Genomic DNA, 21,699 nt, shown 5'->3' with positions numbered 1-21,699 from the left:
GATGAATGATCTGACTTGTGTGCTTACGATAGCCGGCACGGATCCATCAGGCGGAGCCGGCATCCATGCAGATTTGAAGACGTTTCAGGAATTGAAAACATACGGCATGTCCGTGATCACGACACTGGTTTCCCAGAATACGACTGGTGTCCAGGCGACACACGATATTCCACTTGATTTTTTGAAACAGCAGTTTGATTCGATTTTGGATGATATTCCGGTACATGCGTTCAAAACAGGCATGCTCGAAAACAGAGAGATTATGCAGGTTTTCCAAGATAAAATGAGGCATGTTGATGCGCCCTATATTATGGATCCTGTCATGGTCACGACAAGTGGTCACCCGCTGATTCATGAGGATGCACAGGAATTTTTGCGGGAAGAATTGCTGCCGCTCGCGACTGTTGTGACACCGAATGTGCCTGAAGCAGAGGTGCTGACCGGTAAAAACATCACAACTACTGATGACATGAGAAAAGCAGCCTATGAGCTTGTCCATGATTATGGTGCCGGTGCCGCGCTTGTTAAAGGCGGCCATCTTAAAGGAGAGGCACTTGATGTGTTGTATGATGGTCTGGATTTTAATGTATTCAGTAACCCTAGAATCAATACGGATAATACCCATGGGACAGGCTGTACACTTTCCGCGGCAATTACGGCCTACATGGGTCAGGGAATTCCGCTGATTGAGGCGGTGGAAAAGGCCAAACATTATATAACGGCGGCACTCACACATTCTCTGGACATCGGAAAAGGGAGCGGTCCTACCAACCACTGGGCACCGAGAATGAAGGAGGATTAAACAATGGAACACGTCATCAAGTATGTTAGAAATCATAATCCGCTTATTCACCACTTGACCAATCAGGTCGTGATGAACATGTCAGCCAATGGTCTGATTGCTTTCGGGGCATCACCTGTTATGGCTAAATCCAAAAAAGAGGCTCGTGACATGGCTTCAGCAGCAGACGGGGTCCTCATTAATATAGGCACCTTAACAGAAGATGAACTGGATTCGATGATCCTAGCGGGACAGACCGCTAACGATAAAGGTATTCCAGTACTGCTTGACCCGGTCGGTGTTGCTGCCACCCCTTTCAGACAAGAGGCGATCAAGCGGATTTTAACTGAAGTCAAACCAACCGTTATTAAAGGAAATGCCGGCGAAATGGCCTATTTGGCAAATATCCCCTGGGCAGTTAAAGGTGTCGATTCTGTCGGGGCGGTGATGCTCGTCAGGTTGCTGAGAAAGTGGCGGGAATTTATGACGTAACGGCTGTTGTAACCGGTGAAACAGATGTGGTGCACACAGGTGACGCAAATGTGACAAATACGAGCGGCCATCCCTATCTGAGCAGCATTACAGGTGCCGGTTGCCTGCTTGGTTCCATTATGACAGCCTGTCTGACAGCGGAGGCTCCTGTCTTGCAACAGGTCCAGGGGGCTTTGCGCTTTTACGGTCTGGCAGCGGAATATGCTGCTGCCCAGCCTGCTGTCCAGGGTCCGGGCACCTTCCTGCCACATCTGATCGATGCTCTAAGCTTGGACGTTGCCACATTAACGACCTGGGAGGCTTCCCGATGACCCTGTTAAGAGATCGCCTAAAAGTCTACTTGATCATGGGCAGTCAGAATTGTGATCGTGATCCTGCCGACATTTTGCACGATGCCATCCAGGGCGGTATTACTGCATTCCAATTTCGGGAAAAAGGCGCTGGATCACTCGAGGGTGATGCAAAACTGGCACTCGGAAAAAAGCTCAGGGCCATCTGCCGCGATCATGATGTGCTTTTCTTCGTAAACGATGATTTAGATCTTGTTGAACCGCTTGAGGCTGATGGGATTCATGTCGGACAGGATGATGCTTCAGCGAAAGAGGTAAGACGTCAGTTTCCGGATAAGATCATCGGACTGTCGGTATCTAATACAGGGGAAGTCGGCAGAAGTCCACTAAACGTGGTTGATTATCTCGGGGCTGGTCCGGTTTTTGCGACCACTTCGAAACACGATGCCAAGGCGCCGGTTGGTCCAGAGTGGATTGAGACACTGCAACGTGATTACCCGGGTATGCCGATTGTCGGTATTGGTGGCATCACGACTGATAACGCCCAGCTGGTGTTTAATGCAGGTGCAGCGGGGGTCAGTGTTATATCCGCTGTAACTGAAGCTGATGACCCGAGAAAAGCAGTTCAAAAACTTAAAGCGTGCAATCGATCATAACAAAACCGGCCACTCATACAGGGCCGGTTTTTTCGCTTACAGATTTTCCAAACGGGAAAGCCCACTCCTTTAGGTGTGGGATGACAGTGAGGTCGGATACGGAGTGCCACTAAAACCTAAAGCTTCGTGATACTTTGAGTATCCGAAAGTTCTATGTTTGTCTGTTGTAGTTATTCCACTAAACTGATACAATACTTGTATGAATGAATATAGACGAACGAAAACAACAGTATCTTTAATCAACTATCATTTCGTGTTTTGCCCTCGATACAGAAGAAAAATATTTCTCCGGGCTGATGTAGAGGAACGATTTAAACAACTGGTGCAAGAAATATGTGAAGAGTTAGAGATTGTCATTATTGCTTTAGAATGTGACCAAGATCATACACATATGTTTCTTAATACACTACCCACGTTAAGTCCAACGAATATTATGGCGAAAATCAAAGGCGTGACTTCAAAAAAGTTGAGAGAAGAATTTCCCCATCTTCAACACTTGCCTAGTCTTTGGACACGTTCTTATTTTGTATCTACCGCAGGAAATGTTTCAAGTGCCACCATCAAGCATTATGTTGAACAACAAAAAACAAGGGGGTGAAAAGATGGCACAGACAATCACTGTAAAAATAAAACTGCTACCAAGCAAAGAACAAGCTGCTATTTTGCAGAGTATGAGTCAGACATATATTCGCACGATCAACACCCTCGTGTCTGAAATGGTGGCAGAAAAGAAAAGTACAAAGAAATCAAGCAAAGACGTTCATGTTTCTTTGCCGAGCGCTGTTAAAAACCAAGCAATAAATGATGCGAAAAGTGTTTTTAAGAAAGCCAAGAAAAATAAATACAAGAATGTTCCTGAATTAAAAAAGCCAGTCTGCATTTGGAATAATCAAAACTATTCTTTTAACCACACTCACATTTCAATGCCAATTGTGGTTAATGGCAAAGTATCTAAAACACCGATTCGAGCTCTATTAGTTGATAAAGATAATCGAACCCTCGAGTTATTGACGCATAAATTGGGAGCACTTCGAATAACAAAAAAAGCAAACAAATGGATTGCCCAAATTTCCATCACGATTCCTACTGTTCAAGAAACGGAAACAAAAGTTATGGGTGTGGATTTAGGGTTAAAAGTACCTGCTGTTGCTGTAACAGAAGATGAAAAGGTATGCTTCTTTGGAAATGGTAGAAAAAATAGGTATAAGAGACGGAAATTCCAATCTAAACGCAGAGAGTTAGGCAAAAGGAAAAAGTTAATTGCTATACGCAATTTAAAGGACAAGGAACAACGCTGGATGCAAGATCAGGACCATAAGGTAAGTCGTTCTATTGTTAACTTTGCTAAGAAAAATAAAGTTTCTGTCATTCGTATCGAGCAATTAGCGAATATTAGACAGACGACAAGAACCAGTCGTAAAAACGAAAAGAATTTGCATACCTGGTCTTTTTATCGCTTATCACAATTCATTGAGTATAAAGCGAACCTAGAAGGTATTAAAGTTGAATATGTGAATCCTGCATACACAAGCCAAAGATGCCCTAAATGTTTTGAAAAGAACAAAACACAAGACCGTAAATATAAATGTAAATGTGGATTTAAAAGACATCGTGATTTGATAGGTGCTATGAATATTCGATATGCACCTGTGATTGATGGTAAAAGTCAATCAGCCTAAGATGCTATATGCACTGTCTTAGGAAGGGTAATGAGATCCCCTGATCTTGAAGGCTGTTCAAAACAGAAATGGACTGAGAACGATAAGTCATTCAAGAATCCCACCTATAAACCAAACCGTAAGGTTTAGGGCTTGTGACTTTAGTCGTGGGAGTCTCAATTTGTTTCCTTAGGGTTTTTAATGGCACCTATAAATAGGTTGGCACCGGTATCGTTATCTGTAATGGTGATCAAGAAAGGTTTGTTCACCATCATTTCAAATGGTTGACCGACAGTGGCTGATGTTTCAGTTATTTCAACGGAGGTCACACCCGCAGCTTCGGTACCTTCTTCGTTTACGTTAATATACGTTTTATGCATGACATCACTGATAAATAAACTGGCATGATCTTCAATCATATGAGGAAATTCAGCTTTTTCCGGTTGAAAAGCAGCTGTCATTCCCAGCTTTTGCAGGGGCTCAACGAGTGATGTCTCGTAGTCGACCTTAAACTTCGGCAGTTTTAATGTGCCTTCTCGTGACTTGAATTGATCCTGCCATTTATTCCACGCATCGCCTGAAATTTTCGCTATAAACGCATCCAAGTTTATGTGCGCTTTTGGCAGGATAATATTCATACTGACCTCGCCAACTCCATATGGCAGGGTAACGGCCTGGAAGTCTTCATGTTCAAAGTATGAGAGTTCTTCTTGTAACAGCATGAATTCATGGTCTTTTTCAGATCCATCGGGGAAATGAAATGTCTCAGTTTTGGTATCTTTAGGGTCAAATTCATGCATCCATTTGCCATTAAAATAAATAGCATTGACGAGTAAAGCAACAGTTGAAGGATCAAGCGGCGGTTCAACGATTTGTTTGATGTGATCATTGGTGGCCTGTTGGACCCAACGATTGATCTCATCGGCTGAGTCGGGATCGTTAATATCAATGGCTTCGGTTTCAGCATTGAAATAATCGCCGGTTTGTTCAGCAAATGTATTTTGAAATTGATGTTTGTTATTGATCCACATTGCATTGGCCACATTTAAGACAATGTCTTCGCTGCTTCTGTGGATTGCTGCGAGAAGTGACGCATTAGCCTTGTTAAATTCTTCAAGACTTATTTCACCTATATTCATGACAGCCGCCATATCCGATTGTGTGGTCCCATCCGCGCCATTATAAGCTAATGATAAAGCCATAAAAATGCTTGCTGGCGACAAAAAGATATTTCCTTGATCATCTGGATCCACTTGTTTTACTAATTCAAAGCCAAGCGCATTGCTTGCAGGCGAAATTTTCATGTAATCGGACGCTCCGTAATCCACATCCTGGGCAATGACCGGTTTCTCATCAGGCTTTTCATCACTCTGAGAATTCGACGTCCCACAGCTCGCAGTAAAGGGTACCAGCATAAAAGCAAAAGCCGATAGCATGGCTTTCCTCAAAAACATTTCTCCACACCTCCCATTAAATAAGACGGATTAACCGTACAATTGTTACAGTACACTTTCATTTATTAACCATTTCGCCGCAAAATATAACCAAAGACGTTTGGACCAAATTACGGTGCATGCTATGATGAGTGTAATCTAAATGAATCAGGAGGATTTGGGATGGCTAAAAAAAGAGGTATTAAACGTCATGATTCTTTGCAGCCCTTGTCACGACACCATATGATTGGACTGCATGTTGCTTTGAAGCTGAAACGTGCAGGCACCGAACAAAGCCGTTTAACAAACGAGGAAATTATACAGGATCTTAAAGCATTCTGGGAGCCGGATGGGCAAAATCATTTCCGCGAAGAAGAAGAGATTTTGCTGCCGGCGTATGCTGCATATACAGATATCAATCAGCCGGAAATTGTAAATATGCTGCTCGAACACGTGATCATCCGTTCGAAAATCAAACAGGTTCTTGAAATCGAGAAATTCGATATTACTGCCATGCAAACGTTGGGGGAACTGTTGGAAAAACATATCCGAACGGAAGAACGCGTCATATTTCCAATGATCGAACAAGCACTTCCCGAGGACAAATTGATTGAACTCGCACCATTTCTCCACTAAAAAGCCTCATAATATTAATCGATCGCGTTCTGAGGAAGCATTTTCCGTGCACGAGGTGGCGCATGAATGGTATGGTACTGACAAAGCTGTATGGAGGTGGCGTTTATGAATTCACATACAAAGGAACCGTTAAAATTATCTGTCCTTGATCTTGCAACGATATACAACGAAGAATCTGCAACTGAAACACTCAGACAATCCACTGAACTTGTTCAGCTGGCAGACAAGCTTGGCTATACACGGTATTGGTTTGCGGAACATCATAATACCAAACACCAAGTCAGCACATCCCCTGATTTGCTAAGTGCTCACGCAGCCGCAGTAACCGATCATATTCGGATTGGCTCAGGTGGCATGATGCTGCCAAATCACAGCCCTTTAAAAATTGTTGAGAACTTCTCGATTCTGGAAGCACTGCACCCTGGCAGAATTGACCTGGGTATGGGCAGAGCACCGGGGACAGACGGTCTTACAGCTCTTGCTTTAAGGCGTTCACGAGAAGCGGTTGAAGGAAATGACAGCATGGAGCTGCTTCAGGAATTGCTCGCTTATTTCACACGCAACTTCCCTGAGGATCATCCTTTCGCAAATATCACCCCGTCTCCGGATCCTTCTCTTATACCACAATTATTCATGCTGGGTTCAAGTGATGGCGGCATGCGCATTGCCTCGCAATTTGGCCTGAGCTATGCATTTGCCGCGCAAATTAACCCAGACTGGGCCGTCCCTGTCTTACGCAGTTACCGTGAGCAATTTCAGCCGTCCCAATTTCAGGAAACCCCTTATAGTATTTTGTCTATTATTGTTGTGTGTGCAGATACGGATGAGGAGGCACAATATCTCGCTGGACCAGCTGAACTCCAATGGGCTCGCTGGGGAACCGGCCAATTCAAACTTCCGCCGCCAACACTGGAAGAAGCTGCGAAACACACATACACACCTGCCGAAGAGAAAGCACGTCAGGAGAACAGTGGCCGTTTTATCATCGGCAGTACGGGAAAAGTTAAGAAAGCGCTGACTGAACTTGCGGCTGAGGCACAAGCGGATGAGGTTATGGTGCTGAATATGATTACAGACCAAAAAGCACGTCATCATTCATATACTTTACTTGCAGACGCGTTTGCTCTCAGGGAAAACACGTAAAAGATGATCAGAAAACATACCTGTTCACTCAGGTGTGTTTCTTGATCGGCTCCTCATTGCACACTCCCGCCACGGTTGACATATGGTTTAGGGAATGAAAAAATAGATGGGAGCAGATATAAAATGAACGGTTATTATTATCCAAATACGTACGGGTACCCTACAATGCCTCAACCGCCTGTGGATTACACACAAAACATGAAAGCGTATACAGAAGACGAAATGCGCAAGCATCATGGACATAACACAAAGTTGAACCCTATTGTTCAGCCTGAGTATGTTAATCACAAAGCTGCGGACTACACAGGTCTTAAGCCTGTGGCCCAAATTCCCCAGCCCAATCGATATGTCACCAATGTCGATCCGGTATTTCTGGATCACTTGAGCCGGCATCAAGGATTGGAAATCAGTGTACAGACAACAGCAAAAGAAGTAAAAGGAACGTTAAACGGCGTGGCAATTGATCATATTGAAATAGGCATTGGCAAAAATAAAGCTTTGCATATCCGTCTTGATCAAATTGTTTATTTTGAAGGTATGGCTCTGTGATGAATTAAGTAAACAAAACATGACCTGGTGACTTTCGAGTAACCGGGTCATGATTAAATGTTCTATTTTGCCGCTTGTAAGTGGATTGACATATTTGCTGTGTTTGCAGTTTACCATTAAGTGGTATAGTGAACATAGACGAATCTTTTGGTATTAAACTAAATGGGGGGTTATGCGTTGCAAACTGCCAGACGCAATGAAGAGTTGATTTCTGAAGACCTGCATGCATTATTAATATCCCTTGGAACGATTCGCCGTGTTCGCAGTGGAGACTTTCTGTTTAGTGAAGGGATGCCTGCTGAGTATATTTACATGGTGAAGTCAGGGCTCCTGCAAATAGGAAAACTCTCTGAAGATGGCAAAGAGTTAACCTTGCGCATCTGTCAGGAGGGGGCACTCGTTGGCGAATTGGTTCTATTCAGTGATGACGCTACATATTTGCTGAATGCAAAAGCACTAAAGGAAAGCGAAGTTTATTCAATCAGCAAAAAAGAGCTCGAAACAGCGTTCATGGAGAACAGCTTACTCGCCTTTGAGTTTATGAAATGGGCCAGCAATCATATGCGTATGTTTCAATATAAAATACGGGATCTTTTACTTCATGGAAAAAAGGGTGCGCTTTATTCAACATTGATTCGTTTATCAAACAGCTATGGAATTGAACAGAATGGGGGCATTCTGATCGATGTTCCTTTAACAGATACAGAGCTTGCTTCATTTGCTGCTGCAACCCGTGAAAGTGCTAATCGCATGCTGAATGATTTAAGAAGCCGATCGATTGTTGCAACAGACGATTCAGGAAAAATCTTTATAAAAGATCTTCAATACTTGCGGAAGCAAATTGGTTGTGAAGATTGTCCGCTTGTAATCTGCCACATTGATTGAGGGAGCGCCAAACCTATATGGCGCTCCTTTTGCATGTGTAGAATTCTGCATCCACGAGTCATAAGCAATAGTGTTCCGTGACTAAAACTGCCATCGAAAGTGATTGCTTATGATTTTCGGGGGGTACCAAGGCGTTTCCGCTTTTGTTATCGTATCTCCATTTTGCCGTCTTTTTTCTGGCGGTATTGAGCCCTAGATCGGTATTGCTGCGGAGCTCGAGTTGGATACTTTACTGGTAGAGCATAGAAATGGACAAGATGCGTAAATGGAATGGATGCAAATAACCCAAATGCAGAAATGACGTGCACCTTGAAAATGAACGGAATGGCAGTCATCAGCTCGTATTTTGGCTGGAACATAAACAAGCTTCTGAACCAAGGTCCGATTGTGTCGCGGTATTCATATGATACGACGGTCGTGTTGTAGATGATTGTCATATAGGTTCCAGTGCCGGCTACAAACAAAAGAGCGATTACTGAGAAAAAGTCAGCAAAAGAAGTATGCACCCGAACTGGATCTATTTTGATTTTTCGAATCAACAAAATGACAAGTCCGACTACAACCATTAAGCCTGCGATTCCCCCACCTATAATGGCTCCCAAATGATACATATGAGCGGAAATACCAAGCGCATTGTAAAAACCAATCGGAATTATAATCCCCATGGCATGCCCAATGACAGCCATCAGGATGCCGTAGTGGAATAGAGGGGAGCCGAGTCTAAGCCATTTTTTCTCAAAAAATTCAGTGGAAGGGGCCGCCCAACTCAGTTGTCTGTATGCAAAGCGGTATAACAACCCGACGATCATAATCAGACCAGTGATGTAGGGGAAGATAATCCACCAGAAGATGTCGGCCATAGTGTTCACTCCTTATATACGAATTGAAAGTTGTATGGTTTTCAGGCTGTGAATAAGTTTCAGAAACAGCCTTGTAAAGCTTCAGCGCCTGTCTCCTCGAATCATAAGCCACATTGCATGTTTTGCTTAGATGCGCGGAGGTAACCAAGGCGCTGCTGCTTTTGTTCAGTGCTTACTGGTACATCATGGGGAAGGGGAGTTCTTCAAGATCGGCTTCTTCCCGGTTGAATTCAATTTCTTTTATGTCTTCTTCTGTTGGTTCAGGGAAGATATGGCGTGTGAGCACACGCAGGATTTCCCCATACGGATTTTCCATCGCGATGTTGTCGATCATGAATTGCATTGCTACTGCTAAGCGTCTGTACAGACGGGTATCTTCCCTAAGCTCAGGGGCAACGGCGAGCAATTCCAGCAACATAGGGATATAGTCAGCAAGTTCTTCACCTTCACGCTCAAACCCAGTCTGGTTAACGATTTTCTGCAGTTTGATCAGAGCAGCGCCGCGCTTGGGGCTGTCACCAAATTCATGAGCGGTTAAATAAAGCCCGAGCTTGGATTTTAAGTCAAATGTATTCACATACAACTCGCGCAAATCTCTTGCTGGCAGTACAAACAAAGGTTGGGTTGCACGTGTCAGTTCTTTTTTGAGTTCAGGATCATCGATTTGTTCGTCGATGCTTTCACTAATCGTTTCTACCATTTCATCGATTGCTTCCGGATAACTGAGTATCCGGGAAGCAATCAGAAGAATGGTTTGGACTTCATGCGGCTGAAGTGTTTGGTCTTTTAAAGCATGCTGCTGGGTCATTACCGCATACCCCTTTCATATGCAAAGGTGGCCGCAGCGCCTTCACGCGGTGCAATGTCTTCGAGACTGCATGCGCCTTGGCTGTAATACAAGTCTTTTTCACCATCCATTTCACGGCGTCCGGTCGGTATGACGAAGCGTTCGTTGTACTTGGCCACACCGAGAAGCCGTGCCATGTCTTCAATTTCTTCAGGCGTTGTGCCTGCTTCTTTCACAAGATCACTTTGTCTGAACTCATCGATACCGCCAACTGTTTTTCCGCGCATATGCACGCGCATGGCAGTCAGTTTTAACAACACATTACGAATAACTTCTGTGTCACCGGCAGAAAGAATGCTGGCGAGATATTCCATCGGGATACGCATTTGATCAACGGCTGGAATATAGCCGTCTGTGCTTAATTCGTCTTCATTGGTAATATGATTCATGATCGGGCTAAGAGGTGGCACATACCATACCATTGGCATTGTCCGGTATTCCGGATGCAATGGGAGAGCGATTTTCCACTTGACAGCCATTTTATAAACAGGTGAATCCTGGGCAGCTTCAATCCAAGAGTCGTTGATGCCATGCTCACGTGCTTTTTCCTGAATTTCCGGATCAAATGGATCCAAGAAACAGCCAAGCTGAGCTTCATACAAATCTTGTGGATCTTCAACTGATGCCGCATCTTTGACTTTATCTGCGTCGTACAGCACGACTCCGATATAGCGAATACGACCAACACACGTTTCAGAACAGATGGTAGGCAGTCCAGCTTCAGTTCTTGGGTAGCAGAAGTTACATTTCTCTGCTTTGTGTGTAGCCCAGTTGTAATAGACTTTGTGATATGGGCAGCCGCTCATGCAGAAGCGCCAGCCACGACAGGCTTCCTGATCCACAAGCACGATGCCGTCTTCATCCCGTTTATACAGAGCACCTGATGGGCACGATGCGACACAGGATGGGTTCAGGCAGTGCTCGCAGATTCTTGGTAGATACATCATAAATGTCTTTTCGTATTGCATGGAAATATGATCCTGCAATTTCTGAACGTTCGGGTCAAGGGGTACAATTTCACTACCCCCGGCAAGGTCGTCGTCCCAGTTGGAGCCCCACTCAGGCTTGTCGATAAACTTCCCGGTAATCTGAGATTTCGGCCGGGCAACAGGCAGATTTTCAGATTTGGGACTGTGAATCAAGTGGTCATAGTCATATGTCCATGGTTCATAGTAGTCGTCCATTGTCGCCATATCCGGATTATGGAATATGTTGGCGAGCTTTTGAATCGGACCGCCGGCTTTTAGTTTCAACTTGCCATTTTTAAGCTCCCAGCCGCCTTTAAATCGTTCAGTATCTTCCCATTGCTTCGGATAGCCAGGTCCTGGGCGCGTTTCGACGTTGTTGAACCACATGTATTCCGTTCCAGGACGATTAGTCCAAGTATTCTTACATGTGACAGAGCATGTGTGACAACCAATACATTTGTCAAGGTGCATCACCATTGCGACTTGTGCCTTAATTCTCAAGCCAATCGACCTCCTTCAGTTTTCTGATGACTGCAACAGTATCCCGCTGCTGGCCAGTTGGTCCATAGTAGTTGAAGCCGTAGCTTAATTGTGAATAACCGCCGATCATGTGGGTCGGCTTAACAGTAATGCGGGTCACACTGTTATGTGTACCGCCGCGCTGTTTATTAATAACAGTTCCCGGAACCCCGAGTGTGCGGTCCTGGGCATGATACATATATGCCAGGCCTTTCGGAATTCGATAAGTGAGAACAACGCGTGCCGATATAACCCCGTTACGGTTGTATACTTCAATAAAGTCGTTATCTTTCAAACCAATTGATGCGCCATCGTCTTCATTCATCCAAACAAGCTGCCAGCCACGGAAGAGCTGTGACATGGCTGTTGTATCGGTGAACATCGTGTGAATGCCCCATTTTTGGTGAGGGGTTAAATAGCGCACCGTAATCGCATCACCATTCTCTTTAACCGTTTTATCTCCAGGTATAAAAGGATCGTGATAAAGCGGTGGTAAATATAGCGGCAGTGCTTCGCCGTAATCGAGCATCATCTCATGATCGAGATAGAAACTTTGCCGTCCGGTCAATGTCCGCCATGGAATGTTGTATTCCGTGTTTACTGTAAACGGTGAGTAACGGCGGTTGTCTTTCTCGAGGCCGCTCCATACCGGTGTTGAAATAGCATGACGCGGTTGGACGGTTAAAGCGTCTAAAGTATAGTCATCATCTTCGCGACCGAGTGCGATTTCATTCAGATCCTGTCCGGTGTTTTTCGCCAGTGAATTCCAGCCTTCTACCGCACGCTTGCCGTTTGTAGCACCTGACATAAGCAGAATTGCGTCAATCGCATGTTTGTCCGTATACAAATCAGGACGTCCTTTGGCGAGACCTTCACGCTTAGAGATACCGAGACGTTTACCGAGTTCTTCGTAAACCGGTTCACCGTCAATTTTGACCCCTTTGGCGCCATAACCTTTTTTCAATTCTGGACCAATAGAAATCATTTTTTCATAGACAGTTGGGTAATCACGCTTAACAATTTGGAAGTTAGGCATCGTTTTACCTGGGATCGCCTCAACTTCGCCTTTACGCCAGTCCTTGATTTTGCCAAATGGTTGTGCGATTTCGCCTTTTGAGTCATGGCCAAGCGGTGTCATCATGACTTCTTCCGTTTCCGGTAAATGCTTTTCAGCAAGCTCTGAGAAAACCTTGGAAATTTCACGGAAGGTATTCCAGTCACTTTTAGCCTGCCAAGGTGGTGAGATCGCCGCATTAAACGGATGGACAAACGGGTGCATGTCTGTTGACGAGATGTCGAATTTCTCATACCAAGTAGCAGCAGGGAGGACAATGTCTGAGAACAGACCAGAGCTTGTCATCCGGAAATCAACACTTACCAACAGGTCAACTTTCCCTCTTGGTGCTTCTTCAGTGACTTTAACGGTTTCAGGCTGCCAGGAATTCTCAGTATCTGACAGGATCTGATCTTCACCGCCGATGAGGTGTCTGGCAAAATATTCATGGCCCTTACCACTGTCACCGAGCAAATTGGAACGCCAGTTGAAAAAGACACGCGGGAAGTTCTGAGGGTGATCTGGATTTTCCATGGCCCACTCAATCTTTTCGTCTTTTATTTGTTCCACAATATCATCAATCACTTCTTGGTCTGTTGCTGCGCCTTTGTCCCGGGAATTCTTCACAAGATCAATTGAGTTTTGTGTGAACTGTGGGAACGATGGCAGCCATCCAAGTCGTGCGGATAAAGCATTGACGTCAGCTGGGTGCATTTTGCTGTATGTGCTGTTCCATTTTGTTTCTTCGTCATGATCTTCTGGCTTAATTTCATATCGGAACTGATCCGTTGCAAAATAAAAGTAAGATGTACCGTTTTGATGGCGTGGCGGTTTGATCCAGTCGCCGGCAAAGGCAACTTGCTGCCAGCCTTCCAGCGGACGTACTTTCTCCTGGCCGACATAATGGGCCCAGCCGCCACCATTGACACCTTGCGAACCGGTCAGTAATACAAGATTTAAAATGGAACGGTATATCTGATCGCTGTGGAACCAGTGGTTGGTCCCACCGCCCATGGCAATCATGGACTTCCCATTCGTGCGAGCTGCGTTGTCGGCAAATTCTTTTGCGACTTTAATGACGTGATTTTTATGAACGCCTGTAATGCTTTCCTGCCAGGCAGGTGTGTAAGCTTTCGGATCGTCATAGTCTGACGGATAATCGCCTTCTAGACCTCTTCCGACACCAGTGTGTGCCATCATCAGGTCATAAACGGTTGTAACTTTAACAGTTCTGCCTTCACTGGTTTCTAGAAACTTAACGGGTACACCGCGTTCGAGCGTTCCTCCATCTTCTTCAGAAAAGTAAGGGAAGGTAACCATTGCGGTTTCGTCCGCATCTTCAATAAATGAAAGCTTCGGATCGATTAAAGAACCATCTTTACGTGTCAATTCAAGGTTCCAGTTTGTATCTTCGTCCCAGCGGTGGCCTTGCGTCCCATTAGGAACTTCAAGTTTACCGGTGGCTTCGTCCATGACAACCGTTTTCCATTCACCAAGTGGTTCTTCATGGCCAATGTCTGTCGAACGGAGAAAGCGCCCGCTTCTTGCATCGTTTCCGTCTTCGTCGAGCATAATTAAGAAAGGAAGATCGGTAAATCGTTTCACGTAATCGATGAAATAAGGGACCTGTCTTTCTACGTAAAATTCTTTTAAAATAACATGGGTCATTGCCATTGCCAGAGCGCCGTCTGTACCTGGTTTGGCTGGGAGCCATATGTCTGCAAACTTCTCGTATTCCGCATAGTCCGGGCTGACACCAACGACTTTAGTGCCGTTATATCGTGCTTCCACCATAAAGTGTGCATCAGGTGTCCGTGTTTGCGGCAGATTGGTGCCCCAGATGATAAAGTATTTCGAATTATACCAGTCGGCACTTTCAGGCACGTCAGTTTGTTCACCCCACACTTGCGGGGAAGCAGGGGGAGGTCGGCATACCAATCATAGAAACTGAGAATGGTTCCGCCGATCAGTGACAGAAAGCGCGTTCCTGCTGCATAGCTGACCATTGACATCGCAGGAATCGGGCTGAATCCAACGACACGGTCTGGGCCGTATTGTTTAATCGTATGGATTGAAGCGCTGGCAATGATTTCACACATTTCACGCCAGGAAGCCCGTACAAAACCACCTTTACCACGAGCGTTCACATACTGCTGACGTTTCTCGGGATTGCCGACAATGCTTTCCCAGGCCTCAACTGGATCAAGTCCATTGTTGCGCTCAGCTTTCCAAAGCTCGTACAAGTCACCGCGAATATATGGATATTTCACACGCACCGGGCTGTATGTGTACCAAGAAAAACTTGCGCCTCGTGGGCATCCGCGCGGTTCATATTCCGGAAAGTCATCGCCTGTTGAAGGATAGTCGGTTTGCTGAACTTCTGATGTGATAATGCCGTCTTTAACGTATATTTTCCAGCTGCATGAACCGGTGCAGTTTACACCGTGGGTGGATCTTACCACTTTGTCATGCTGCCATCTGCGGCGATAAATGTCTTCAGCATCACGTGGACGGGGGCTCTCTTCTGTAAAACCATCGTTAATGCGATTCCCTTCTCTAAGATGTTTAAGAGCACTGAGAAGTTTATTCGTTTTTTTCACCGTTATTCATCCCCTCTCATCATGTTCTCGATTGGATTAAAGCGTTCTCCGACAATACGGAAACTTCCGCTGCCCTCATTCATTTCTTCTAAGAAAATTTCAAACGATGGGGCATTGGCAGCCACAAGTATCAATCGCTCCAATGTATCAAGATCACTCAACTCATAAATATGATCAATGACCTTGGGTGGCACACTTCCAAACCGCATGCGCAAAACCCCGAGCAGATCTTCTCTGTCTTGAACAAAATCAGCTTCCTCTTCAAATGAAAACATCTGATGACCCTCCTTTTTTCGATCACGCGTCTATGTTATGGCTTCATCATTTTAAAGTAATCTTTTACCATGACATCTTTACAAATATCAGCCGTTTCCTGGATGAATTGGTTCAGCTCTTCGCCCCGATCTTTAATGGTTTCATGGGTAAAGAAAGCTTCCTGTGTATGGGCAAACTCTTCGCCAAACCTCAGGATAATGGTGAGGCCGTCTTTTTTCTCAATGGCTGTAGCTTGAATGTCATAGGAGTGAATATTATGTTTCGCAGTCATGGCATTTATAATATCTTTGTACAGCTGCGGCGCGATGACCCGCAATGACTTTGCTTTTTGAGTCGTTTGGTCTGCCATCGGTGACCCCTCCTTTTGAAATTCTTAATCCATCCTTAATGATGGGGAAGAAGACGCTCTTCCTCGCGGTTATGAATCTTGTCCACGATAACGAGTGACTGGAAACGCTGCAGTACGGCATCACTGAACCCGTCTTCGTCAAGCATGTCCTTAATTTCAGTAACGAGCATGCGTAAAATATCGTGATCACGCGTCAGCATGGTGATCTGATCCTTTAATTCCGGATCTTCCTCAACCAATTCCTTATACAATCCTTCTTCTTCAGACTGAGCATGCTGAAGTGTCCGGGTTTCCCAATGTTCGACAACAACATATGCTGCCTCATGGGCTTTTTCAAGTTCGTTATTATCCATAAGCTTTTCCAGAAGCTCGTTTAGCTCAATCGCTTCATTGAGCGCTGCTTCATGTATAGCGGAATGACTGTCAACATGTTTTAATCCTGGACCTGACATAAAATGACCCCTCTCTATGTAAATAGATGGTTTGTTCTATTGTATAAATCTACAAAGTGATAAGCTATGACAAATATCACAACCATTTTACTCATTCTTCCATAATTGAGAAGTTTTATGCCGAAATTAAAAAATAAAGAGGCCGATCCCATGAATTTATAAATCCGTGGGACCGGCCGCATCTAAGCGCATGTTAATTCGTTTTGTTTTTTATCGGTATTTCATCAGAGGCAACTTCACGTTTGTTTAGGATGAACTGCTTGTGTTCATTGAAGAAAGTCTTATAGGCCAGGTGCAGAAAAATCAGGACTGTGATAGAGACTGTTCCGGAGACTCCCAGCATAACAGCGATCTGATATTTGACTGCTGTGAGAGGTTCCTGACCTGCGATGATCTGTCCGGTCATCATGCCGGGCAGAAATACAATGCCCATCCCAACCATAGCATTGATGGTCGGGAGCATAGCAGAGTCGAATGCTTCATTCATAATCGGTTTTGACGCTTGTTTGGGTGTTGCTCCAAGCATCAGGGCACCTTCTACCTTCTCCCGTTGTTCTTTCATGCCTGTGATCAGATAGTTAACGGCAAGCGCAACACCTGTCATCGTTTTTCCGATGATCATTCCCCCAATCGGTATAAAGATGCGCACGTTATACCAAGGATCAAGATTCAAAACAACGAGCATCATATAAGCCAAGCTGATCGTCACACCAAGGATCATTCCTGCCGCTATCATCTTTTTTAAAGGGAAATTCAAGCTTGCTTTGGCCCGCTGATAAACGTTAAAAATCGCAAAACCAAGCATGAAAAATATAATTCCCAGTGTGAGAGCGGGATGAGGATTGTCGAAAATATAGACAAGTATGTATCCTACAAGAATCAGTTGAAAGGTCATGCGGAGAACCGAAATGACGATCAATTTTTCTCTGGGGATTTTTTTAATGCGAAAGATGGCTAGAACGATCAAAATAAAGACATATGCCGCGGCTACCTGCCAGATGGCGAGATCAAGCGATTCATCCACGGTTGTTCACCTCACTTGCCGGAAGATAGTCCTCAAGATGGATCAATTCGTCAGCTGCTGAATTTGCCAGTTGTTTATCATGGGACACCATAATGATTTGCTGCTGATGTTTTTTCGCTGAGTTTATCAACTTCTTAATGACGTGTTGTGTCGTGTCCTCGTCTAGGGAAGATGCCGGCTCATCGAGTAACAGGACTTCGACTGATGTTAACAGTAATGCACGTGCAATACCGAGTCGTTGTTTTTCTCCCCCAGAAAGATCATTTGCGTCTTCTGTCAGCTTTTTATCGAGAAGCAGGGCGTCAAGCGCGTTTTGAAGAGCTTCATCGTCCGGTGTGTTTTCTTCCCGATAAGAGAAAGCGATCGCTAGATTATCACGAACAGTACCGTCGAATATAATGGGGGATTGCGGGATCATGACGACTTGTTTGCGTAATTCTGTTGGCTCATATGTAGAAAGTAATTGATCTTTCCAGTATATTTCTCCTTCTGTTGGATCGTCGAGCTGATTCAGTAACCTGAGCAGTGTAGACTTGCCGCTGCCGCTTTTGCCAATGATGGCCGTTACACCAGCATCAATCCTCAATTCAGGAATATTTAAGATGTTGTTAACCCTAACATTTTTGAATTTAAACATGTTAAGCCTCTCTTTGTTTGGATGTTTTTGTATATTAATATAAGTACCCCGTCTATGCAGATTTAACCATCGGAATCTATTAATCAGTTCAGTTTTAACTTAAAAGGAGTTTCAACGCACGTCTGCTAAAGGGTGAAGCTTGACATTTATAATGGTTTAGACAGACAATTGGATACGACCATAAATTAAGAAAGGAGGTTTGAAATGAGTGCAATGAGGCTGATTGAATGGAGTAAACAAACACCGAAAAGACGCATTTTGCTTATAACAGCTATTATTATTATCGGATTTAACCTGCGTCCTGCAATCACGTCGGTGGGTCCTGTACTCGGATTGATTCGCGATGACATCGGTCTATCCAACTGGAGTGCAGGATTGATTACGAGTCTCCCGCTTCTGGCATTTGCTATAACGTCGCCGATCGCGGCTAAGCTCGGGGCCCGCTTGGGTAACATGTCGGCGGTTCTGATCGGTCTTGGTTTTTTATTGGGGGGCATTATCACCCGTTCGATCCCGTTCACATTTACACTGTTTGCAGGGACATTTGTTGTCGGTGTCGGAATCGCAATTATGAACGTACTGCTGCCTGCAGTTGTTAAAGAAAAGTTCCCGTATAAAGTGGGTGGGATGACGAGTGTGTATACAACCTCAATGGCCGTAATGGCGGCTACTGCATCTGGTTTGTCAATTCCCCTTGCTAAAGGGTCAGGATTTGGCTGGGAGTTATCCCTCGGCACATGGGCTATTCTGGCTGTGGCTGGTTTTATGATTTGGTATAAAGTCGTTCAAGTGGCGAAAACACTACCGCAAGATGAATTGAAGCTCAAAGGTGTTCACACAGGTAAACGGATGTGGGGATCCTCTCTGGCCTGGCAGGTCACATTATTTATGGGTTTGCAATCATTTGTGTATTATACGATCGTGTCATGGTTCCCTGAGATGCTTCAGGACTTTGGATTTTCAGCATCGACAGCGGGCTGGATGCTGTCTTATGTTCAATTTGTCAGCATACCTTCCACGTTTTTGGCGCCGATTCTTGCAGAACGCTACAGCCATCAAAAAGGAATTGTTCTTGTGTTCAGCGGTTGTACCACTGTTGGATTTTTAGGGCTACTCGCTGGTGGTCCCGCACCGCTTATATTTTTGTGGATTACGCTAGTTGGTATTGGTGCTGGTGCTACGATCAGTTTATCTCTGACATTGTTAAGTTTGCGGGCGGCTACTACAGCGCAGGCTGCACAGCTTTCCGGAATGGCTCAGTCTGTCGGATACGTGTTGGCCGCATTTGGTCCGATGGTCATTGGGCTTTTGTATGACATCACCCATACATGGCAAGCACCGATTCTGACAATAGTCGCAGTTGGAATTATCATGAGTCTGGCCGGCTATGGTGCTGGAAGAGATAAATACGTATTGGAGGAAGAAGCTGCCGAGAAGGCATAAATAGATAGGAAACCACATTCCTTAAGATAGGGAATGTGGTTTTTTTTGCTTAGAAAATTATTAAATGTCCGAGCTGTTAATAAACATAGCCAAGGGCAACGTCCAGCTCCAACGCCTACCCCCTCGAGTCATAAGCAATAACGCTACGTGGCAAAGACCGCCACTACACGTTCTTGCTTATGATTTTCGGGGGTGAACAAGGCGTTTCCGCTTTTGTTATCAAATCGCTTTTAGCAGCAGTTTTTTCAATAAAGGCGTGAAATGATCAGGCAATTCTTCAACGGACGGTACAATGATGCGTTCTTTATCATATATATTTTTCATGAGAGCATCCGCTTGTTCTGTGATTTCACCTTCAGCAAGAAAGAGTCCGATCACATCAATTTGTTGTTTTCGGGTTTCTGAAACGGCCAGATGCGTATCCACAATGCCATTGTCTTCGTAGTAGGCAGCAGCGGGTTCACCGTCAGAAAAGACGAGCAGGAACCGGTTTTTCTCAGGTCTTGTCAACATCCTTTCCCGTGCCACACGAATACTGAATCCATCACGGTTGTCTTCTTGAGCTTCCAGTTGCATAATTGCTGCGCCTTTATCCTTGTATAAAGAGTCACTGAACGCATGAACGATATGAAAGTAATTCGGCTGATAGTTGTCTCGGACATCTGATGCTTCTTCCCAGAAACCGATGATTTCATGAGGGATTTTCAATCGTTTTAAAACCCTGTGAAATAAAATGACACCTTTTTTTGTTTCGTCCATTTTGTTGATCATTGAAGCGGAACAATCCACTAACAATGAAAAGACAGCGTCAATTTCTTTATCGTCCTCATTCTTTTTGTAAAACAAGCGAGGGAACTCATCTGTCGCGATACTGATCAGTTTTTTCGATAGACGTCCGGCAACTAAATTGGTCCTTGGCGCTGTTTGCTTGTGTTCAAGCATATTGTCGATCGTTCTCGTCAGCCTGTTCTCATAGGGGATAATGCTTTCTGAAAACCGTTCGTAAGCGTTAATGTCTTCATCTGTCGGAGAAGTGGCTTTCTGTTCAATGGCTACAGCGAACCGATTGTCTTTGCCAAAAGCTGCCCCGTGAGAGCCTTCTTTATAGTCCCCGCTTTTCTCCGGCATCGGAGTTTTATCGGAATAGTCATTTGTGTCTGATTCCCCTGATGACCCTTGAATTGAAGCGAGGGCCTGGTCGCCTTCCTCAGTTTCTCTGGCTCCTTCTCCGATTAGAGACGTCTTCGTGCCCTTTTCGAGTTCAAACTGGAGAAAAGTCTGCTTGTGGTCGGCGTTTTCATTTTCTTTATGCCATGTTGGCATTGTTTCGTCAAAAACGTCGCTGTCCTCTGGATCTGGGTCATCTTCATCATCATTATCGAGCGGGTCTGTCCTTCTGATGTCATCGGATGCTCGGTCTTCGTTCGAATCTGTATGCGTGATAGGGAACGCAAAATATTCGTTCATTAAATCGTTGTATCCTGGAGAACTTCCCTCGACTGCCTCAACGATGTTCAGAACGATTTCATTAACATCGTTTGTCTGTTTCGCCTCGAATAAGCGTTCAAGAAGAGGTGTGAGCTGCCGCAGCAGGTTTGTCTGCTCCTCATTGGCCTCTGGAAAGTCCGGGTCAGGTCCATCTGCCTGGATAAATAAATAGATCAATGCAAACAGTTCATCCAGACGATACCCGCGCTCAGCATTCACTTTAAGCTGCTGGGTAAAATAAGACCGGTAATATGTGCGTCGTGTATCAAACAGCTTCTTTGTTCCCGGGCGCTGATGCTTGATCGTTTCTTCAAGGCGGATGTCTTCGAGTATCGCAAATAACTGCTCGACAAACTTGCGGAGGCGCATGTCTTCTGCTTTAAACATCATAGACATGACACTATCCACTTCAGACGCCTGCATAGTCCCAATCGCTCTGAGATAAACATCTGTTTTCAAGCCAGCCTGCTTATAATCTTCCCGGGTTTTTTCCCAATGTGTACTTGCCGTTATTTTCCCCTCAGTAACAGAAAACGTCGAGCCATATGCATATTCGAATGAGATCTGAGGCCGTCCAATTAAGACACGGACAAGATCCTGCAGTTGCATAAACAACGCGGTATCAATCTTTTTATCATGAAAACGGTACATGTCGATAC

21 protein-coding genes and 1 pseudogene are annotated in these 21,699 nt (G+C 44.8%); 11 read left to right on the top strand and 11 right to left on the bottom strand.

The genetic code is table 11. The features are described from left to right. The first annotated feature begins 1 nt into the window (after window position 1). From thiD to JNUCC1_RS02565, 6 genes are all read left to right on the top strand, one after another. Window positions 2-802: a bifunctional hydroxymethylpyrimidine kinase/phosphomethylpyrimidine kinase gene (gene thiD / locus JNUCC1_RS02585; RefSeq protein WP_156643857.1), complete on the top strand. Its 801-nt coding sequence runs from the start codon at window positions 2-4 to the stop codon at window positions 800-802. Window positions 803-805: 3 nt separating this feature from the next. After that, window positions 806-1,273 carry a hydroxyethylthiazole kinase gene (locus JNUCC1_RS19125; RefSeq protein ID WP_331713574.1) on the top strand — a complete coding sequence of 156 codons (468 nt, stop codon included), beginning with the start codon at window positions 806-808 and terminating at the stop codon, window positions 1,271-1,273. Next, a complete protein-coding gene (locus JNUCC1_RS19120; protein WP_331713573.1) occupies window positions 1,252-1,584 on the top strand; it encodes a hydroxyethylthiazole kinase in 333 nt (110 codons plus the stop codon). Before JNUCC1_RS19125 ends, JNUCC1_RS19120 begins: the two co-directional genes overlap by 22 nt. Continuing rightward, on the top strand, window positions 1,581-2,219 hold the full coding sequence (gene thiE, locus JNUCC1_RS02575; protein WP_156643856.1) for a thiamine phosphate synthase: 639 nt from the start codon (window positions 1,581-1,583) through the stop codon (window positions 2,217-2,219). Before JNUCC1_RS19120 ends, thiE begins: the two co-directional genes overlap by 4 nt. Window positions 2,220-2,418: 199 nt before the next feature. Next, window positions 2,419-2,817 (top strand): IS200/IS605 family transposase, encoded by a 399-nt coding sequence (tnpA, locus tag JNUCC1_RS02570; protein ID WP_156643855.1) that lies wholly within the window; start codon window positions 2,419-2,421, stop codon window positions 2,815-2,817. A gap of 4 nt (window positions 2,818-2,821) precedes the next feature. After that, on the top strand, window positions 2,822-3,898 hold the full coding sequence (locus JNUCC1_RS02565; protein ID WP_156643854.1) for an RNA-guided endonuclease TnpB family protein: 1,077 nt from the start codon (window positions 2,822-2,824) through the stop codon (window positions 3,896-3,898). Window positions 3,899-4,053: 155 nt separating this feature from the next. Here JNUCC1_RS02565 and JNUCC1_RS02560 read toward each other — a convergent pair whose 3' ends face one another. Then, entirely contained in the window at window positions 4,054-5,331 is a 1,278-nt protein-coding gene (locus tag JNUCC1_RS02560) for a serpin family protein (protein ID WP_156643853.1), read from the bottom strand. A 162-nt stretch (window positions 5,332-5,493) separates the two neighbouring features. On the opposite strand from JNUCC1_RS02560, the gene JNUCC1_RS02555 reads away from it, so the two are divergent. The 4 genes from JNUCC1_RS02555 to JNUCC1_RS02540 all read left to right on the top strand — a co-directional run bounded on the left by JNUCC1_RS02555 (window position 5,494) and on the right by JNUCC1_RS02540 (window position 8,523). Further along, a complete protein-coding gene (locus JNUCC1_RS02555) occupies window positions 5,494-5,946 on the top strand; it encodes a hemerythrin domain-containing protein (RefSeq protein ID WP_156643852.1) in 453 nt (150 codons plus the stop codon). Window positions 5,947-6,051: 105 nt separating this feature from the next. After that, entirely contained in the window at window positions 6,052-7,089 is a 1,038-nt protein-coding gene (locus tag JNUCC1_RS02550; protein WP_156643851.1) for an LLM class flavin-dependent oxidoreductase, read from the top strand. A 123-nt stretch (window positions 7,090-7,212) separates the two neighbouring features. Continuing rightward, window positions 7,213-7,638, top strand: a complete 426-nt coding sequence (locus tag JNUCC1_RS02545) for a DUF2642 domain-containing protein (RefSeq protein WP_231746953.1) — start codon at window positions 7,213-7,215, stop codon at window positions 7,636-7,638. 177 nt (window positions 7,639-7,815) lie between these two features. Then, complete coding sequence (locus JNUCC1_RS02540; protein WP_231746952.1) at window positions 7,816-8,523, top strand: Crp/Fnr family transcriptional regulator; 708 nt, start codon at window positions 7,816-7,818, stop codon at window positions 8,521-8,523. Between the two features lie 146 nt (window positions 8,524-8,669). On the opposite strand, the gene narI is transcribed toward JNUCC1_RS02540, so the two are convergent. From narI to JNUCC1_RS02495, 9 genes and pseudogenes are all read right to left on the bottom strand, one after another. Further along, on the bottom strand, window positions 8,670-9,383 hold the full coding sequence (gene narI / locus JNUCC1_RS02535; protein ID WP_156643849.1) for a respiratory nitrate reductase subunit gamma: 714 nt from the start codon (window positions 9,381-9,383) through the stop codon (window positions 8,670-8,672). Window positions 9,384-9,555: 172 nt separating this feature from the next. Then, window positions 9,556-10,191 (bottom strand): nitrate reductase molybdenum cofactor assembly chaperone, encoded by a 636-nt coding sequence (gene narJ / locus JNUCC1_RS02530; RefSeq protein ID WP_156643848.1) that lies wholly within the window; start codon window positions 10,189-10,191, stop codon window positions 9,556-9,558. Next, window positions 10,191-11,699: a nitrate reductase subunit beta gene (gene narH / locus JNUCC1_RS02525; RefSeq protein ID WP_156643847.1), complete on the bottom strand. Its 1,509-nt coding sequence runs from the start codon at window positions 11,697-11,699 to the stop codon at window positions 10,191-10,193. Before narH ends, narJ begins: the two co-directional genes overlap by 1 nt. Beyond that, window positions 11,689-15,371 (bottom strand): annotated as a pseudogene (locus JNUCC1_RS02520) (nitrate reductase subunit alpha). The gene narH and the pseudogene JNUCC1_RS02520 overlap by 11 nt, the downstream one beginning before the upstream one ends. A gap of 2 nt (window positions 15,372-15,373) precedes the next feature. Continuing rightward, entirely contained in the window at window positions 15,374-15,646 is a 273-nt protein-coding gene (locus tag JNUCC1_RS02515) for a hypothetical protein (RefSeq protein WP_156643846.1), read from the bottom strand. Between the two features lie 35 nt (window positions 15,647-15,681). Next, window positions 15,682-15,996, bottom strand: coding sequence for a hypothetical protein (locus JNUCC1_RS02510; RefSeq protein WP_156643845.1), 315 nt, complete (start codon window positions 15,994-15,996; stop codon window positions 15,682-15,684). Between the two features lie 35 nt (window positions 15,997-16,031). Then, window positions 16,032-16,448: a hemerythrin domain-containing protein gene (locus JNUCC1_RS02505; RefSeq protein WP_156643844.1), complete on the bottom strand. Its 417-nt coding sequence runs from the start codon at window positions 16,446-16,448 to the stop codon at window positions 16,032-16,034. Between the two features lie 193 nt (window positions 16,449-16,641). Continuing rightward, entirely contained in the window at window positions 16,642-17,472 is an 831-nt protein-coding gene (locus JNUCC1_RS02500; RefSeq protein ID WP_331713572.1) for an ABC transporter permease, read from the bottom strand. Continuing rightward, on the bottom strand, window positions 17,465-18,109 hold the full coding sequence (locus JNUCC1_RS02495) for an ABC transporter ATP-binding protein (protein WP_156643843.1): 645 nt from the start codon (window positions 18,107-18,109) through the stop codon (window positions 17,465-17,467). The genes JNUCC1_RS02500 and JNUCC1_RS02495 overlap by 8 nt, the downstream gene beginning before the upstream one ends. Before the next feature lie 213 nt (window positions 18,110-18,322). Between JNUCC1_RS02495 and JNUCC1_RS02490 the strand changes: the two genes are divergently transcribed. Continuing rightward, window positions 18,323-19,552, top strand: a complete 1,230-nt coding sequence (locus tag JNUCC1_RS02490; protein WP_156645366.1) for a CynX/NimT family MFS transporter — start codon at window positions 18,323-18,325, stop codon at window positions 19,550-19,552. A gap of 219 nt (window positions 19,553-19,771) precedes the next feature. Here the strand turns inward: JNUCC1_RS02490 and JNUCC1_RS02485 are convergent, their stop codons facing one another. Further along, window positions 19,772-21,691, bottom strand: coding sequence for a vWA domain-containing protein (locus JNUCC1_RS02485; RefSeq protein WP_156643842.1), 1,920 nt, complete (start codon window positions 21,689-21,691; stop codon window positions 19,772-19,774). Window positions 21,692-21,699 lie beyond the last annotated feature (8 nt).

The sequence above is a fragment of the Lentibacillus sp. JNUCC-1 genome (assembly GCF_009741735.1).
Taxonomy (GTDB): domain Bacteria; phylum Bacillota; class Bacilli; order Bacillales; family Amphibacillaceae; genus Lentibacillus_B.
The sequence above is the reverse complement of the archived record's forward strand: the minus strand, read 5'-3'. Positions and strand labels throughout refer to the sequence as shown.

Bases quoted from the DNA above. Each gene is read 5' to 3' on its own strand.
- JNUCC1_RS02495 (WP_156643843.1), bottom strand. From the start codon at position 18,109: ATGTTTAAATTCAAAAATGTTAGGGTTAACAACATCTTAAATATTCCT.
- JNUCC1_RS02485 (WP_156643842.1), bottom strand. From the start codon at position 21,691: ATGTACCGTTTTCATGATAAAAAGATTGATACCGCGTTGTTTATGCAA.
- thiD (WP_156643857.1), top strand. From the start codon at position 2: ATGAATGATCTGACTTGTGTGCTTACGATAGCCGGCACGGATCCATCA.
- JNUCC1_RS02490 (WP_156645366.1), top strand. From the start codon at position 18,323: ATGAGGCTGATTGAATGGAGTAAACAAACACCGAAAAGACGCATTTTG.
- JNUCC1_RS02565 (WP_156643854.1), top strand. From the start codon at position 2,822: ATGGCACAGACAATCACTGTAAAAATAAAACTGCTACCAAGCAAAGAA.
- JNUCC1_RS02515 (WP_156643846.1), bottom strand. From the start codon at position 15,646: ATGTTTTCATTTGAAGAGGAAGCTGATTTTGTTCAAGACAGAGAAGAT.
- thiE (WP_156643856.1), top strand. From the start codon at position 1,581: ATGACCCTGTTAAGAGATCGCCTAAAAGTCTACTTGATCATGGGCAGT.
- JNUCC1_RS02550 (WP_156643851.1), top strand. From the start codon at position 6,052: ATGAATTCACATACAAAGGAACCGTTAAAATTATCTGTCCTTGATCTT.
- JNUCC1_RS02510 (WP_156643845.1), bottom strand. From the start codon at position 15,996: ATGGCAGACCAAACGACTCAAAAAGCAAAGTCATTGCGGGTCATCGCG.
- JNUCC1_RS02560 (WP_156643853.1), bottom strand. From the start codon at position 5,331: ATGTTTTTGAGGAAAGCCATGCTATCGGCTTTTGCTTTTATGCTGGTA.
- JNUCC1_RS02555 (WP_156643852.1), top strand. From the start codon at position 5,494: ATGGCTAAAAAAAGAGGTATTAAACGTCATGATTCTTTGCAGCCCTTG.
- narI (WP_156643849.1), bottom strand. From the start codon at position 9,383: ATGGCCGACATCTTCTGGTGGATTATCTTCCCCTACATCACTGGTCTG.
- JNUCC1_RS02545 (WP_231746953.1), top strand. From the start codon at position 7,213: ATGAACGGTTATTATTATCCAAATACGTACGGGTACCCTACAATGCCT.
- JNUCC1_RS02505 (WP_156643844.1), bottom strand. From the start codon at position 16,448: ATGTCAGGTCCAGGATTAAAACATGTTGACAGTCATTCCGCTATACAT.
- JNUCC1_RS19125 (WP_331713574.1), top strand. From the start codon at position 806: ATGGAACACGTCATCAAGTATGTTAGAAATCATAATCCGCTTATTCAC.
- narJ (WP_156643848.1), bottom strand. From the start codon at position 10,191: ATGACCCAGCAGCATGCTTTAAAAGACCAAACACTTCAGCCGCATGAA.
- tnpA (WP_156643855.1), top strand. From the start codon at position 2,419: ATGAATGAATATAGACGAACGAAAACAACAGTATCTTTAATCAACTAT.